A 14,713-nucleotide genomic window follows, 5' to 3' on the forward strand; every position below is an offset into this window, starting at 1 on the left:
CGTTGAGTGCAAAGTCGATGCTTACGAAGCCGGCCGGAGCCAGCTGAAGTCCAAAGTGGATGGACAGTCGGCGGATTCCAGCCAGGGCACGCTCTCGAACGCCTGCCCGAGGTGGCGGAACTCGCCGAGGTAGAAGACCAGCGGGTCACCTCCGGTGAACTCGAACTCCTCGACCTTGCCGAGGAACAGCACGTGATCGCCGCCGTCGTAGCTGCGCCACGGGGTGCAGGCCACGTAGGCGAGTGAGCCGGGCAGCCGCGGGCCCAGTTCGCCGCGCTCCCATTCGATCGGCTCGGTGCGCGGTTTGCCCGCGAAATGCAGCGCGACGTCGTCCTGCGGTTCGCGCAGCAGGTTGACCGTGAACGGCCTGTCCTCGAGATACCCGCAGGTCTTGGTCCTGCGGTCCAGCGAGACCAGCACGAGCGCCGGGTCCAGCGACACCGCCGTGAAGCTGTTGACCGTGGCGCCGTGTGGGTGGCCGTCCACCTCGGTGGTGATGACGGTGACGCCGGTGGCGAAATGCCCGAGGCAGTTCCTGAGCTGGCGTGGATCGACCTTCATGATGTCCGTCCGCAATGCGTACAGTTTGTTCACTATCCGGCAATGGAATCACTGTGACCCCGGACACGGTGAACTGTCAAGAGGGGACTGCCCCGATCGAGGGCGACGCGGCGGCGCCAAGGACGCCTCTGTCCAAAAAGGACGATATCCGTGCGCCCCGGTTAACAAGGCGTGGTCCGCGTAACGCGTAGTTGTTCCGGATGAAACCGTCCGGAAATGGCCGCCGTCTGTACTTGTCCTCATCAGCGACGGTACTCGGGAGGAGGACTTTCGTGCCGGATTCACATCATTCCGTGGTGGTGATCGGCGCCGGTCAGGCCGGCCTGTCGATGAGCCACTGCCTCGGCGCACGCGGGATCGACCATGTGGTGCTGGAGCGGGACCGGATCGGACACGAATGGGCCGACCGGCGCTGGGACACCTTCTGCCTGGTCACCCCGAACTGGCAGTGCAGGCTGCCCGGCTTTCCTTACCGCGGACCGGATCCGGACGGGTTCATGGGCAAGGCGGACATCGTCGGGTATGTCCGCGACTATGCGAAGTCCTTCGACCTCCCGGTGCGGGAGGGAGTGGCTGTCACGCGGCTGCGGCTGAGCGCGGACGGGTTCGCGGTGCGGACCGGCGAGGGCGAGCTGACCGCGGACCAGGTCGTGGTGGCGACGGGGCCGTACCAGGTGCCGCTCATCCCGCGACTTGCCGAGAGACTCCCGGAATCCCTGGTACAACTGCATTCCTCGGACTACCGGAATCCTGGGCAGCTGCCGCCGGGCGAGGTGCTCGTGGTCGGCACCGGGCAGTCCGGCTGCCAGATCGCCGAGGATCTGCACCTGGCAGGCCGGAAGGTGCACCTGTCCGTCGGCAGCGCGCCCCGCGTCGCCCGGCGGTACCGCGGCCGCGACGTGGTCGGCTGGCTCGACGAAATGGGTTACTACCAAAGAGGAATCGACCAGTTCGCGGACGCCGACGCGGTCCGGTTCCGGGCGAACCACTACGTGACCGGCCGCGACGGCGGGCACGACATCGATCTGCGCGCTTTCGCCAGGGACGGAATGCGGCTCTACGGCAGGCTTTCCGGATTCGCCGGCGGTGTGCTGCGGTTCGCGCCCGACCTGCGCGCCAATCTCGATGCCGCCGACGGGGTTTCCGAGGGCATCAAGGATTCGATCGACTCCTACATCGAGGGCAACGGAATCGACGCGCCCGAAGAAGCGCGTTACGTTCCGGTGTGGGAGCCGCCAGGGGAACCGGAATCGGCCGAGCTGGGTGGTATCACGTCCGTCGTGTGGTGCACGGGTTTCGGCCGGGACCACCGCTGGATCGAGCTCCCGATCTTCGACGGCCGTGGCTACCCGACCCACCAACGCGGCGTGACCAGTTGCGAAGGTCTCTACTTCCTCGGCCTGCCCTGGCAGTACACCTGGGGTTCCGGCCGGTTCTGCGGGGTCGCGGCCGACGCGGAGTACCTCGCCGACCGGATCGACGTGCTGCATCGTGGCGGCAAGAGCCACGAAGTGCGCTGGCTGGCCGGCGCCCCGCGCGGCGGGTACGAAAGCGACGACTGGGTCGCCCCGCGCACTGTCGCCTGACACAAAGGAACTTCTGCCATGGTTTCCGATGCTCATCGGCATCTCGGCGTGCTGCCCGCGTATCCGTTCTACGGCGGCCCGCCGGTGCATCCCGACACCAGTGCCCGCGCCACCATCGCCGAGCTGATCGCCGACCTCGACGCCGAGGGCACCGAACGGGCACTGGTGATGCCCAACTACGGCGTGCCGGGCACCGATGTTTCCTTCTCCTTCAACGAACTCTGCGTCGAAGCGGCACAGGCCGACGACCGGATCCGCGCCGCGCTGTGGGTTTCGCCGCGAGCGGAGGACCGGGAACGCACCGAAGCCGCGCTCGCGCTCGCCGGGGAGGACGGGGTGAAGGCGCTGAAGATCAGCTTCCTGCTCGGCGGCCGCGCGACCGACCCCGCCTGCCGTCCGCAGCTGGACCGGATTTTCGCCGTGGCAAGGGAACACGACCTCGTGGTGCACGTGCACACCTCGCCAGGCGCGGCTTCGGACATCGACGAGGTCGGGAATCTCGTCGAGGACTACGGCGATCACGTCGCCGTGCACCTGGTCCATTTCGGTGGCGGCATGAGCGGCCACATCAAACTCGCCGGTTCCCGGTTCTTCGACTGGATCGAAGCGGGCAAGCGGGTCTACACCGACTTGTCGTGGGCCATCGGGTTCGCCCCCCGGTGGCTGGCCGAGGAGATCTCGCGGCGTGGCCTCGGCCACGACCGGGTGCTCTTCGCCAGCGACGAGCCCTGGGGCGACTGGGAAGGGGAGTATGCCCGGATGCGGGCGGCCACCGCCGGTGGCGAACTCTCCGGCCTGGTGTTCCGGGAGAACTTCGCGAAACTGTACGGCTGAAACAGGAAAAGGAGTCGGTATGCCCGAGTTGACCGAGCTGGAGCAGAAAAGCCTCGACGAGGTACCGCACCCGTCGCTGCCCGAAGGCTCCACTTTGTACGGTGGGACGAAGGTCTTCCCGGACTACAAGGCGGAAAACGGCGAAACGTACTTCACCCTCGTGCACGGTATCGCGCACGAGTCCTCGGTGAGTTTCGTCGCGATCCTGCAGGCCACCCGCGCGCTGCGCAAGGGTTTCGAGGCCGCGATCTACTTCTACGGCCCCGGTTCGCTCAACTGCCTTGCCACCCGCGGATTCCCGACGACCGGCAACGCGGCTTTCCCCGGTGAGCTGAACATCAACGACCAGCTGCGGACGTTCATCGCGGAGGGCGGCAAGGTGTTCTGCTGCCGGTTCGGGCTGTCCCTGCACGGTGCCCGCGAGGAGGACCTGATCGAGGGCGTCATCCCGACGCATCCCTTGGATGTGCAGGACGCGCTCATCCACTACGCGCGTAAGGGCGCGATCATCAACTCGACCTACATGTTCTAGGGGGCCACAGTGCGCGTTGGCATCGAAGAGAACCTCCAAGCCAGGGTCGACCTCGCCGTGCACGGTGTCCGGATGGACGCGCCGGTGCGGCGGCACAAGGGAGCCGGGCCGAGCGACGACGGGCATCTGGTCGTCGACGGTGCCAACGCGGCGCTGCCGCTCAACCCGGACAGCCCGTACACGGTGCGCGACGGCCGGGTGTACGAAGGCCGCATCGATCTCGGGCTGTCCGTGGAACCCGTTGCACGGCCCCGTTTCTATGACCTCGCGACGGCGGACGGGGTGCCGTACCGCAAGATCGCGCTACTGCACGGCCGGGACGTGCTGGCCACCACCGTCGTGCAGACCTGCATCCGTTACGTCGAGGACCAGCGTTGCCGGTTCTGCACCATCGAAGAATCCCTGCGTGCCGACGCCACCGTCGCGGCGAAAACCCCGGCACAGCTGGCCGAGGTCGCCGAAGCGGCGGTGCGCCTCGACGGGGTCCGGCAGATGGTGATGACCACCGGCACCACCGCCGGGCCCGATCGCGGCGCGCGCCATCTCGTGCGCTGTGTGCGGGCGGTCCTGGAAGCCGTGCCGGGCCTGCCGATCCAGGTGCAGATCGAGCCGCCGGGCGATCTGGCGGTGATCACCGAGCTTCGGGAAGCGGGCGCCACGTCCATCGGCATCCACGTCGAATCGCTGGACGACGAAGTGCGCAGGCGGTGGATGCCGGGGAAGTCGACGGTGCCGCTGCGCGAGTACGAGGCGGCGTGGGACGAGGCTGTCCGGGTGTTCGGGCGCAACCGCGTTTCCACCTACCTGCTCATCGGGCTGGGCGAGAACCCGGACGAACTCGTTGCGGGGGCGGGGAAACTGATCGAGCGCGGGGTGTATCCCTTCGTGGTGCCGATGCGCCCGATGCTCGGCACCCTCGCCCGTCGTGACGGTGCGAAAGCTCCTTCGACGGTGCTGGTCCGCGACGTCACCGAGCGTGTGGCGGCGCTGCTGCGGCAGGCGGAGATGAAGGGCGCGGACCAGGAAGCGGGCTGCGCCGCCTGTGGTGCGTGCGGCGCGCTCAGCGCGGCAGGTGCCTGACATGTACGACGTACTGGCGATCCTGGGCGACTCGGCGAGTGTCGAACGTCAGCCCGCCTTCCGGATAGAGCAGGCCGGCACCGCGGCGGTCAGCGCGTACCGGGCCTTGCGTACCAGGGTTTTCGTCGAGGAACAGGCGTTGTTCGAAGGTCACGACCTGGACGAGCACGACGACGATCCGCGCACGGTGGTGCTCGTGGCACGCGGCCGCGACGGTGCGGTGATCGGTGGGGTCCGGCTCGGCCCGGTGACGCCCGAGGACCTCGGCTGGTGGTACGGCGGGCGCCTCGTCGTCGCGCCGGAAAGCCGTGGCCGCGTCGGCCCGGCCCTGGTACGGGCGGCCTGCGCGTACGCCGAGAATGCCGGTGTCCTGCGCTTCGAAGCGACCGTGCAGGCGCGCAACGAAGCGATGTTCACCAGGCTCGGCTGGCAGTCCGTGCGTGAGGTGGCCGTCGCCGGAAGCGCGCACGTGCTGATGCGCTGGCCGATCGGCCGGATCAACGCTCTCGCACAGAGCACGAAGGGCGATCTCGGCGCACTGCTGACCGGGCTCACCGGCGTGCCCGGGTTCGTCGGCGACGACGGGGTTCCGGTGCCGGGCAGCGACCTGGTGGCGGCGTGCGACGCGATCGTGCCCTCGATGGTCGAGCGCGATCCGCGCTGGGCGGGCTGGTGCGCGGTGCTGGTCAACCTCAACGACCTGGCCGCCATGGGTGCCGAACCGGTGGGGCTGCTGGACGCGCTCGGCGCCCGTGACCGCTCGTTCGCGGCCAGGGTGCTCGCCGGCCTGCGGGAGGCGAGCCAGGCCTACGACGTGCCGGTGCTCGGCGGCCACACGCAGCTGGGAGTGCCCGCGGCGCTGTCGGTTACCGCGCTCGGGCGCACCGCTGCGCCGGTGCCCGGTGGCGGCGGTGCGCCGGGGCAGCGGGTATGGCTCACCGCCGATCTCGCGGGCCGCTGGCGGCCGGGTTATGCCGGGCGGCAATGGGATTCCACGACCTCCCGGCGCACCCCGGAACTGCGGCTCATGCTGGACGCCGTGCGGCGGGCGCGGCCCGCGGCCGCGAAGGACGTGTCGATGGCGGGTGTGGCGGGGACGCTCGGGATGCTCGCCGAAGCCAGTGGCTGCGGCGCCGAGCTGGATCTCGCCCGCGTGCCGAAGCCCGCAGCGGCGAGCATGGGGGACTGGCTGAGCTGTTTCCCCGGGTTCGCGATGCTCACGGCCGGGGAACCGCTGACCGCGGGCCCGGCGGTGTCCGTCGAATGTGGACGGTTGGTGCCCGGACGCGGTGTCGCGTTGTGCTGGCCCGACGGTGAGCGGACGGAAGTGCTCGCCGGGGGCGTGACCGGATTGGGAAGAGCATGAACGAGTTGCGGATGGCCGCGGTGGCGGCGCCGTTCGACCGGGATCTGGACGGCGATTTCGCCCGGATCGCGGCGATCGTCGAACGGGCGCGCGCGGCCGGGGTCGGGCTGCTGGCCCTGCCCGAAGCGTGCCTCGGCGGATACCTCGCCGACCTGCAGGGCGACGCGGAGGGCCCGCCCCCGCTCGCGCTGGACGGTCCCGAGATCCAGCGGCTGAGCGCGCTGGCCGGGGAGATGGTGGTGGTCGCGGGCTACTGCGAGGACGCGGGCGACCGGCTGTACAACAGCGCGGTCTGCGTGCACGGCGACGGTGTGCTGGGCAATCACCGGAAGGTGCACCAGCCGTTGTCGGAGGACGCGAGCTACGGCGCGGGCCAGTCGTTCGCGGCGTTCGACACGCCGGTCGGGCGGCTGGGCATGATGATCTGCTACGACAAGGCCTTCCCGGAGTCCGCGCGTTCGCTTGCCCTCGACGGGGCGGAGATCGGCGTGTGCGTGTCCGCCTGGCCGGGCAGCCGCACCAACCCGTCGGCGGATCTGGCGCAGGACCGGTGGAAACGCCGGTTCGACCTGTTCGACCGGGCGCGGGCGCTGGAGAACCAGATCGTCTGGCTGTCGGCGAACCAGTCCGGCACGTTCGGCGCGCTGCGGTTCGTGGCGAGCGCGAAGGTGGTCGACCCCGGGGGCGACGTGTTGTCCGACACCGGCGTCGGCGAGGGGATGGCGGTCGCGTCGCTCGACGTCCGGCAGGCGCTGGAGGCGGCACGCCGGTCGATGGGTCACCTGCGGGACCGGCGGCCGGAGGCGTATCCGGCGCTGGGTAGTGGCGAGGAGGAACTCGCGGTGACGAGATACTGAGCAGATGGCCCTCATCCGGATCGGCGCGGTGGCCGCGCATTTCGGCCGCGACCTGGACTTCGACCTGCAGCGGATCGCGACGTTGATCGAGCATGCGCGCACCTCCGGGGTCTCGCTGCTGGTCCTGCCGGACGCGGCACTGGGTGGCTACCTCGCCGACCTGCGTCACCCCGATCCCGAGGCATTGCCGCCCGCGCTGGACGTCGCGGGCCCGGAGATCGGCAAGGTCGCCGCGCTGGCCGCGGAAATGGTGGTGTGCCTGGGTTTCTGCGAGACCGACGGGGAGAACCGCTACAACACGGCGGTTTGTGTGAACGGGGACGGGGTGCTCGGCATGCACCGGAAGGTGCACCAGCCGGTGGGCGAACAGGCTGCGTACGCGCCGGGCGAGCGATTCGCGGCGTTCGACACGCCGGTCGGGCGGCTGGGCATGCTGATCGACTACGACAAGACGTTTCCCGAGTCGGCGCGCACCCTGGCCGTCGACGGGGCCGAGGTGCTCGCCTGCCTGTCCGCCTGGCCCACCAGCATCACCAACCGGGCGCCACGGATGGCGCAGGACAGGCAGTCGCGGCTGTTCGACCTGTACGACCAGGCACGGGCGGCGGAGAACCAGGTGGTGCTCGCGTCCTCGAACCAGACCGGCTCGATGGGCGGGATGCGGTTTCTCGGCCAGGCCAAGGTGGTCGGGCCCGGTGGCGACATCCTGGCCCGGACCTGGGCCAAGGCCGGGATAGCGGTGGCGGAGCTGGACGTGCACAGCGAAATCGCCACGGCCCGGCGGGTGCTCAAGCACCTGGACGAACGAAAACCGGCCGCCTACGCGGGGAACTGAGCCCATGAAGATCGCGCTGCTGAGCTACTCCACGAAACCGCGCGGTGGCGTGGTGCACACCCTGGCGCTGGCGGAGGCGCTCGCGGCCGAAGGGCACCACGTCGCGGTGTGGACGCTGGGACGCGGTGGCGACAGCGGGTTCTTCCGCGCCGTGGATCCGGCCGTGGAACAGCGGATCGTGCCGTTTCCCGACGTCGAGGGGGAAGGGGTGGGGCCGCGCATTCTGCGCTCGATCGCGGTGCTGGGCGAGGCATTCGAGCCCGGCGGCTACGACATCGTGCACGCGCAGGACTGCATCAGCGCCAACGCGGTGCCACGGTGCGTGCGCACGGTGCACCACATCGACCACTTCACCACGCCCGAGCTGGCGGCCTGTCACGAGCGGGCGATCGTGCGGCCCTACGCCCACATCTGCGTTTCCGCGGCCGTGGCCGGTGAACTCGGCGCGGGCTGGGGCATCCGGGCGAAGGTCATCCCGAACGGGGTGGACGCCGAGAGGTTCGCCGCGGCGGCCGGCCACGAACGCTGGCGGGCGCGGTTCGGCCGCTACGTGCTTTCCGTCGGCGGGATCGAACCGCGCAAGGGATCGCTGGAACTGCTGGAGGCGTACGCCCTGCTGCGGCGGTGGGAACCGGACGTCCGCCTGGTCATCGGCGGCGGCGAGACCTTGTTCGACTACCGCGACTACCGGGCGGCCTGGGAGCGGCGTGCCGTGGAGCTGGGGGTCGAGCCGGTCGTGCTCGGCCCGGTCGAGCACGACGAACTGCCCGCGCTGATGGCCGCCGCCTCGGTGTTCGCTTTTCCTTCCACCAAGGAGGGATTCGGCCTTGCGGCGATGGAGGCGGTGGCCGCCGGTGTGCCGCTGGTGGCCAGCGACCTGCCCGTGCTGCGTGAGGTTTTCGGCGGTGTGGCCGGGTTCGGTGCGGATCCGGCTGGGCTTGCGGCCGAACTGCGCCGCGCGTTGACCGAGCCCGACCCCGCGCGCCGCGCCGCCGGTCAGGAGCTGGCGGCGCGGTACACCTGGCGCGCCGCGGCCAGGGCGCACGTCGAGTTCTACGAAGGCCTGGTCTGAGCGTCAGCCACAGCGGTACAGGCTCTGGGTGCCGTCGCCCCCATACGCGGCGGGCGGCACGGGGCGGCAGTGCTGATCCACCCATGCAGCGCGTTGCTGTTCAACGGATCCTCGGCCACGGGAACTACCGGTGCCGAGGACGAACCGGAGTTGCCCGGCCGAAACCCACTGCTGTAGCTGGGAAGTCGTGGGCACGTCGTCGGTGCCGGAGAAGCCGCCCATCCCGATCACCACGTCGTCGGAGGCGAGGATGAACGACGAGGTCGCCATCGACCCGCCCTCGACCGCGAGCGTGATCGCCGCGCCACCGTCGTTGTGCTCGGCGTAGGTCAGGACGTTTCGCTGTGCGGCGGTGAGCTGCGCCGAACCGCGTCCGCCGACGAATTCCCGTTGCAGCCCAACGGGAAGCTGCCGGGCGCGGCCGCCGAACGCGGAGTTCGCGGGGCCCGCCGTCGGCATCGCACCGCCGCTCTCGCTCTGCGCGGCCGTGGCAACGGCCCAGACCGTGGGCGCCAGCAGCATCGAGACCAGGCCGAGCACCAGCGCCGGGCGGGCGAAGGCGCGGCGCTGCCCGGGCGCGAGCCGCCCGAAGACCAGCCCGGCGATCGCCACGACCGCGCATCCGGCGACGGCCACGCGCGTCCAGCCCTGCCACGCGGGGTCCCGGGAGACCAGCACGAACGCCCAGACGCCGGTGACGGCGATCGCGAGCGGGAGCAGCAGCCAGGACGAGCCGGTCGCCGTGCGGTAATGCCGCCACAGCGCGGCGATTCCCGCCGCGCAGATCGCCGCGATCGGCGGGGCGATCATGGTCGTGTAGTAGGGGTGCCAGATTCCCTGGGCGTAGCTGAACACGAGCACGGTCACGACCAGCCAGCCGCCCCAGAGCAGCCAGCTCGCGCGGCGCGCGGGATCAGCCGGCGCCGTTGTCCTCGGGCGGCAGGTTCCGGCGATCGCGACGAGTACCAGCACCAGCAGCGCCACCGGCAGCAGCCAGGAGATCTGGGTGCCCACCTGCTCGCCGAACATCCTGGTGAGGCCGGTGCCGCCGCCCATCAGCCCGCCCGCGCCGCGCCCGCCGCCGAGCCTGCCGCGGGACACATCGGGGAACCCGCCCCCCGCCGTGGCCCTCGCCGAAGACCCGGCCGAACCCGTTGTAGCCGAAGATCAGGTTCCACGCCGTGCCGTCGGTGCTCCCGCCCATGTACGGCTTCGCGCCCGGCCACCAGTCGTGCAGGGCCGTCCACCAGAACGACGAAACGAACAGCACCACGCCCGCGCCGAGCAGGTCGAGGATCCGCCGCCGCACCGGCCCCGCCGTGCCCGCCAGGTAGGCGAGCGCCACGCCGGGCACGACGATCCACGCCTGCATCATCTTCGTGACGAACCCGCAGCCGACGAAGAAAGCGCACCACAGCAACCATTTCGTCCGCCCGCGCGGGCTTTCGTGGCCGGCGGCGCGGGTGAACGCGTACGCGCCGAGCACCAGCCACAGCACCAGCAGGGTGTCCGGGTTGTTGTCCCGGTTGATGGCCACGGTGATCGGGGTGAGCGCGAGGAACAACGCGGCGAGCAGGGCCACGTGCTCGCCGGCCCACCGGCGGACCGTGCGGTGCAGCACGAACACGGCGGCGACGCCCTCCAGCACCTGCGGCAGCAGCAGGGACCAGCCGTGGAAACCGAACAGGCGGACCGAAAGCACCTGCGGCCACAACGCCATCGGCGGTTTGTCGACGGTCACCACGCCATAGGGATCGTAAGCGCCGAACAAAAAGTTCGTGAAGTCGTGCGACATCGATTTCACGGCGGCGGAATAGAAAGTGTTGCCGTAACTCCCGGAAGCGATATTCCAGACATAGAGCACCCCGGCCAGCACGCAGATCGCGGCCAACGCCACGGGCTGCCAGCGAATCGTGGTGCGGAATGGCTTTGCCGGCTGGAGATCATTCTGCGTCGAAGCGCTCACGAGCGACGATGGTAGCGCCTTCGCGGAACTCGCCCGGAGTGGTGTTCGTCCGAAGTGGACTATTCAGACGCCGGGGATTTCATAGGCCACATCGAACTCTTCGAGCTGCCTGAGGTCTTCCCGGGTGAACCCCCGCCCGGTGAACCGCTCGACGACGACCAGGCCCTTCGCGACCCGATCGTGGTAATCGGCCAGCTCCAGGTCGATCGCCAGCTCCCCGATATCCGGCGTTTCCTGCATTCCGGGCTCGAACGCCGCGACGATCTCGCCCTCTGCGGCCAGTGACAACCGGGTCAATGCGTTGACATTCCAGAACATGCTCGCGGCGCGGCCATTCTCGGACAATGCGCGCAGAACTCGCGCGTTGGCGCCCTGGAAACCGTTGAACTCCACGGCGATCACCGCGCTTTCCACGGGGAGCACCGCCACCCAGGCGACGCCTTCCGCCGCGAGATCGGTCGCCGGGACGGGCTCCGCCGGGTCGGCGCCGAAAGCGGTCACCACGTCGTCGGGCGTCGCACCGGTGACCACGGTGACGGTGCCGGCCTGGCCCAGTGAACTCGTGCGGACCCACCGGTGGTGCTGCCAGGGCTTCGGCACGGAGATCGGCGCGGGTTCGCCGCGCAATCGGTGCCCGAGCCGGTCGATGCGCTTGTGCACGATTTCCGGCGCCGCGGGCGCGCCCCACACGAGCAGTTCGTAGGACTCGTCGTCGGCTTCGTCGCGGCCCCTCGCGTGCACGCGCACGCGGTAATCGCCGGGCCAGGGCGGGGTCTGCTCGCGCAGCCCGTCCGGCGTGGGGCGAATCGGGCTGAGCACCGAGGCGAAGCCGGTCTTCGCCGTCCAGCTCACTTCGACGACCTCGTCCCAGTCGGCCAGGTCGACTTCGTCCGGCGCGGCGGCCAGGACATGCAACCGCACCGCGACCGTGCCCTCGTCGAGCCCGGTGCGGATCGCGACGCCGCCATCGACGACGTCGACCAGCCCGTTGGCCGAAAAGCCGGTGTGCGTGGGAAAACCGTGCTCTGTCAAGGCGATCCGGTGGTCGCCGGCCCATACCGAACCCGCGCTGCTGCGCGGCAGCAGGTACTTCGCGCGTCGGGCCTCGAACAGGGCTTCGGCGTAGCCGTCCGGCAGCGGTACCCGCGCCAGCACGTCCACCGCCGCCTCCACCGCCGCGCCGACGATCACCGGCGGCTTCGCACCCACGATCGGTGGGTCGAGTTCGCGCAGCACTGCAGTGGCGACGAGGGTGGTGACCGCCAGATATGCGGCGCCGTGCCTGGCCGCGAGACCTTCTTCGCCTTCCGCGTCCGCCCGCAGCAAGGGAGCGACCGACGGGTGCGCCGCAATTTCCTTGCTCAGCAAGGAAATCAGCTCCCTCGTGCCCGGCCACAGCTGCTTCAGCGTGTGCACCGCGCGCGAGGCTTCACCCTCGTGCGGGCCTACCGCGTAGGCGAATTTGCCGGAGCGGAGACCTTCCGGCAGTGTGCTGGTCAACCCCGGGGGAGCGGCCGGCTCCAGCCGGTCGACGCTGATTTCCAGCGCGCCCAGCAGCCGTTCGGACAAGAGCTGGTCCACGGCCGCGCGCCTGCCGAGCTCGGCGGCCGGGGCCGCCGGGATCAGGTCGATCACCGTGGGCAGCGCGTCAGCCACCACGGCGGCCAGTGGCTCGAGGACGCCGTCCGGCAGGGCGACCGCCGGCGGACGTCTGCGAGCACGGTTCACGATTACCTCGGGTGTTTGGACTGCTGGGCGCGGTAAGGCTAGTGGATCCGGTGGCCGGATGTGGCTGTTTCACCGGCCCGTGCACAACTCGAACCTAGAATGGTCGCCTCACTACCGGACCGGAGGAATTCGTCGTGACCGACGAGGTCGAACCGATCGCGGGGCGCTACCGGCTGGTGGCCCCGATCGGCCGTGGTTCGATGGGTGTGGTGTGGCAGGCCCACGACGAGCGGCTGGACCGGGTGGTGGCCGTCAAACAGCTGGTGCTTGCCGAGGGAATCGCGCCCGAAGTCGCCGAACAGGCCGTGCGGCGCGCGATCCGGGAGGGGAAGGTGGCCGCCCGGCTGCGGCATCCGCACGCCATCACGGTGCACGACGTCGTCGAGCACGACGGGAAACCTTGCCTGGTCATGGAATTCCTGCCGTCGCAAAGCCTGTCCGCGCTGATCGCCGAGCAGGGCACCCTCCAGCCCGAGTATGTGGCGGATGTGGGCGGCCAGGTCGCTTCGGCGCTGGCGGCCGCGCACGCCGAGGGCATCGTGCACCGCGATGTCACTCCGGGAAACGTGCTCATCGGTCAGGACGGCACGGTCAAGATCGCCGATTTCGGGATAGCGCGCGCGTTCGGTGATCCCACGGTCACCGACGGCGGCGTGATCGCGGGCACGCCTGCGTTTCTCGCGCCCGAAGTGGCCGGTGGCGAGGAGGCCAGCTTCGCGTCGGACGTGTTTTCCCTCGGCGCCACGTTGTACAACGCGCTGGAGGGTGCGCCACCGTACGGCACGTCAGAAAACCCTTACGCACTCCTGCACCGGGCCGCGCGCGGGGAGATCAACCCGTTCCGGCAACCGGGCCCGCTCGCCGCGGTGCTCGCCCGCATGTTGCGGCGCGGCCCCGTCGAACGGCCCACCATGGACGAGGCACAGGAGCTGCTTTCGGCGGTGGCAACGGGAAAACCGGTGCCACCGCCGCGAAACCCCACACTGCTACTGCCTGTCGCAGCGCGTCCTCGTCTCCCGCGGCGGGCTGTGGTTGCCGGGGCGGGCGCCGTCGCGCTGGTCGCTGCCGGGGTGTTGATCGGGAGTCTGCTCAACAACGGGCAGGACAGCGGGATGGCGGCGCCCGGCATGCCCTCGCCGACCACCACGACCACGGCGCGGCCGGCGTGCGAGGCGAGTTACGAGGTGACGAACTCGTGGCCGGGGGCCTATCAGGTGCAGGTGACCGTGCGCAGCGAGGACCGGCAGCTCACCGGGTGGACCGTCAGCTGGGAGGTGCCGGCCGGGCACACCGTGAACAACCTGTGGAACGGCACGCTCACCCAGCGCGGCACCGCCGTGACAGTGTCGAACGCGAGCTACAACGCGGTGCTTTCGGCCGGTTCGACCACCAGCTTCGGGCTGATCGCGGCCGGCCCCGACGGGCCGGTCCGCCCCGAGGTGACCTGCCAGAGCCCGTGAGCCGGTTCAGGCCGCGGAAATCCCGCCGTCCACGGTGAAGATCACGCCGGTGGTGTAGGCCGAGCGGTCCGAGGCGAGGAAGGCGATCAGGTCCGCGATCTCCCGCGTGGCCGCGGGCCTGCCGAGAGGGAACGACCCGAGGAGTTCCCGGTAGCGGTCCTCGTCCCCGAACCGGGCTTTGGCCTGGGACTTCATCAGCTGCACGATCCGGTCCGTCTCGACCGGGCCTGGATTGACGCCCACCACGCGAATGCCGTCACCCAGGCTGCGGCTGCCGAGTGCGCGGGTGAACGCCATCAGCGAAGCGTTGCCGCTGCTGCCCGCGATGTAGTTGAAGTCGAAGCGCTCGCCGGAGGCGCCGATGTTGTTGACGATCACGCCGTGGCCGCGCTCCTTCATGCGCGCGTACATCGCCCGCGTGAGGTTGATGTAGCCGAAGACCTTCAACTCCCAGGCGTGCCGCCACTTTTCTTCGTCGACCACATCGACGGAGCCGCCGGGGATGTCACCCGCGTTGTTGACCAGGATGTCCGCTTCGCCCGCCGCCTCGACCAGAGTCGCGATCGCGTCGGGTTCGCGGAGGTCGGCGGGGTGGATTTGGACGTCGACGCCGTGCTTTCGGTGCAAGCCCTGCGCGAGTTCGTCCAAAGTGGACTTGCTGCGGGCGGTCAGGTGCAGGTCGCAGCCTTCTTCGGCGAGGACTTCGGCGATGGCGGCGCCGATCCCGTAGGAGGCGCCGGTGACGAGGGCGCGACGGTTCTTCAGGTGGAGATCCATGGGGCCAATCTACTGCGGGGTGCTGGGCGCGTTGTGGCAGCAAAGGCCGGTGGGGGCAT

At 70.0% G+C, this 14,713-nt stretch carries 13 protein-coding genes; 9 read left to right on the forward strand and 4 right to left on the reverse strand.

Annotated elements, in window-relative coordinates; translation table 11 throughout:
• Positions 1-21: 21 nt before the first annotated feature.
• A complete protein-coding gene (locus tag VHD82_RS04670) occupies positions 22-594 on the reverse strand; it encodes a flavin reductase family protein (protein WP_325697320.1) in 573 nt (190 codons plus the stop codon).
• A gap of 239 nt (positions 595-833) precedes the next feature.
• Here VHD82_RS04670 and VHD82_RS04675 point away from each other — a divergent pair, with 239 nt between their 5' ends.
• Genes VHD82_RS04675 through VHD82_RS04710 form a run of 8 tightly spaced genes read left to right on the forward strand, consistent with a single transcriptional unit; the run spans position 834 to position 8,723 of the window.
• A complete protein-coding gene (locus tag VHD82_RS04675; protein WP_325697322.1) occupies positions 834-2,147 on the forward strand; it encodes an MSMEG_0569 family flavin-dependent oxidoreductase in 1,314 nt (437 codons plus the stop codon).
• Between the two features lie 18 nt (positions 2,148-2,165).
• Positions 2,166-2,981 carry an amidohydrolase family protein gene (locus VHD82_RS04680; protein WP_325697324.1) on the forward strand — a complete coding sequence of 272 codons (816 nt, stop codon included), beginning with the start codon at positions 2,166-2,168 and terminating at the stop codon, positions 2,979-2,981.
• A gap of 19 nt (positions 2,982-3,000) precedes the next feature.
• Entirely contained in the window at positions 3,001-3,513 is a 513-nt protein-coding gene (locus VHD82_RS04685) for an MSMEG_0572/Sll0783 family nitrogen starvation response protein (protein ID WP_325697326.1), read from the forward strand.
• Positions 3,514-3,522: 9 nt separating this feature from the next.
• Positions 3,523-4,593 (forward strand): MSMEG_0568 family radical SAM protein, encoded by a 1,071-nt coding sequence (locus tag VHD82_RS04690; protein WP_325697328.1) that lies wholly within the window; start codon positions 3,523-3,525, stop codon positions 4,591-4,593.
• Between the two features lies 1 nt (position 4,594).
• Complete coding sequence (locus VHD82_RS04695) at positions 4,595-5,959, forward strand: MSMEG_0567/sll0787 family protein (RefSeq protein ID WP_325697330.1); 1,365 nt, start codon at positions 4,595-4,597, stop codon at positions 5,957-5,959.
• On the forward strand, positions 5,956-6,816 hold the full coding sequence (locus VHD82_RS04700) for a carbon-nitrogen hydrolase family protein (protein WP_325697332.1): 861 nt from the start codon (positions 5,956-5,958) through the stop codon (positions 6,814-6,816). Before VHD82_RS04695 ends, VHD82_RS04700 begins: the two co-directional genes overlap by 4 nt.
• Positions 6,817-6,820: 4 nt before the next feature.
• Positions 6,821-7,651 carry a carbon-nitrogen hydrolase family protein gene (locus VHD82_RS04705; protein ID WP_325697334.1) on the forward strand — a complete coding sequence of 277 codons (831 nt, stop codon included), beginning with the start codon at positions 6,821-6,823 and terminating at the stop codon, positions 7,649-7,651.
• 4 nt (positions 7,652-7,655) lie between these two features.
• Positions 7,656-8,723, forward strand: coding sequence for an MSMEG_0565 family glycosyltransferase (locus VHD82_RS04710; protein WP_325697336.1), 1,068 nt, complete (start codon positions 7,656-7,658; stop codon positions 8,721-8,723).
• A 913-nt stretch (positions 8,724-9,636) separates the two neighbouring features.
• On the opposite strand, the gene VHD82_RS04715 is transcribed toward VHD82_RS04710, so the two are convergent.
• Entirely contained in the window at positions 9,637-10,689 is a 1,053-nt protein-coding gene (locus tag VHD82_RS04715; RefSeq protein WP_325697338.1) for an ArnT family glycosyltransferase, read from the reverse strand.
• A gap of 63 nt (positions 10,690-10,752) precedes the next feature.
• Positions 10,753-12,417, reverse strand: coding sequence for a DUF6461 domain-containing protein (locus VHD82_RS04720; RefSeq protein ID WP_325697340.1), 1,665 nt, complete (start codon positions 12,415-12,417; stop codon positions 10,753-10,755).
• Between the two features lie 134 nt (positions 12,418-12,551).
• On the opposite strand from VHD82_RS04720, the gene VHD82_RS04725 reads away from it, so the two are divergent.
• Positions 12,552-13,877: a protein kinase domain-containing protein gene (locus VHD82_RS04725; protein WP_325697342.1), complete on the forward strand. Its 1,326-nt coding sequence runs from the start codon at positions 12,552-12,554 to the stop codon at positions 13,875-13,877.
• A gap of 6 nt (positions 13,878-13,883) precedes the next feature.
• Here the strand turns inward: VHD82_RS04725 and VHD82_RS04730 are convergent, their stop codons facing one another.
• Positions 13,884-14,654, reverse strand: a complete 771-nt coding sequence (locus VHD82_RS04730; protein WP_325697344.1) for an SDR family oxidoreductase — start codon at positions 14,652-14,654, stop codon at positions 13,884-13,886.
• Positions 14,655-14,713: the final 59 nt, after the last annotated feature.

The organism is Amycolatopsis sp. (assembly GCF_035546795.1).
Lineage (GTDB): Bacteria > Actinomycetota > Actinomycetes > Mycobacteriales > Pseudonocardiaceae > Amycolatopsis_E.